We start from the raw sequence: 1,215 nt of genomic DNA, 5'->3' as shown, positions 1-1,215 counted from the left end.
TGGCGTTGCCGCCGTATTTCACGACCATGGTCTTTCCGTGATACTTCTGGATGTAGGGTGTAGCCTCAGAGAACAGGCGCGCCATTTATTCGTTTTTCATATACGTACTTAAAAAAAAAAAAAAATGACTTTTTAGTATCGAAACTATTTAAACAAAAAAGGAAGCCCTAAGACTTCCAAAATGATTATTTTTAAATTATTCAACGCTAAAGATATATGGGTACACAGGTTGGTCCCCTTGGAAGATTTCAACTTCGATATCTTCATGAATCTCTTCCAATTTTTCAGCGAGCGCTTGTGCTTGTTCTTGATTGCCTTCTTCGCCGACGTAAATCATAACAATTTCGCTGTCTTCGTCAATCATCTTTTCAAAGGTATCAAGAAGGGCTTGATCCATATCTGGTGTAGATACAAGAATCTTACCGTCTACCATACCAAGGATATCATTTTCATGAATTTCAAGGCCGTCAATAGTTGTGTCACGTACTGCCAAAGTCACGCTACCACTTGTTACATCCGAAAGACTAACTGTCATAGCTTCAACATTAGCTTCGATACTTTGGTTTGGATCGAAAGCAAGCAAGCTTCTAAAGCCTTGTGGAACTGTACGTGTTTCAACAACAGCCGCATTAACATCCACTACTTCAGTGGCTGATTGTGCTGCCATAAAGATGTTTTTATTATTTGGCAAGATGATAACATTCTTGGCATTAACCTGCTCAATAGCCTTAACGATATCCTCCGTTGATGGGTTCATTGTTTGACCACCTGAAATCACATAGTCAACTCCTTGTGATTTAAAGATATCTGCAAGTCCATCTCCGGCAACAACTGCAATAAAGGCAAAGTCTTTAGGAGCAGAAGGCGAAGCTTGAATGGCTGCTGCTTTTTGAACTTGTGCATCGTGTTGATTACGCATGTTTTCAACCTTAACTTTGACAAGAGCACCATATTTAAGGCCTTCTTGCATGACAAGACCCGGATCCTCTGTATGGACGTGAACTTTTACAATTTCATCGTCATTAACAACAAGGAGAGAATCCCCAAGATTACTCAAGTAATTTTGAAACTCCTCATAGTCAAAGTCTTTCACATAAGTTGGACCTTGTTTGAGACCAATCATGATTTCCGTACAGTATCCGAAGGTAATATCTTCTGTTGCAACATGACCTGCAACTGCCTTATGATGTTCTGCATTGATCATCTCTGTCATAG

General features: G+C 39.8%; 1 pseudogene. It reads right to left on the bottom strand.

What is annotated here, in order from left to right:
* Positions 1-196: 196 nt before the first annotated feature.
* A pseudogene (locus CGS49_RS13530) lies at positions 197-1,215 on the bottom strand (DAK2 domain-containing protein); the annotation flags it as partial.

This window comes from Faecalibacterium langellae, from assembly GCF_002549775.1.
Lineage (GTDB): Bacteria > Bacillota > Clostridia > Oscillospirales > Ruminococcaceae > Faecalibacterium > Faecalibacterium langellae.
Note: the sequence above shows the minus strand (reverse complement) of the source record. Positions and strands in the feature narration are given on the sequence as shown.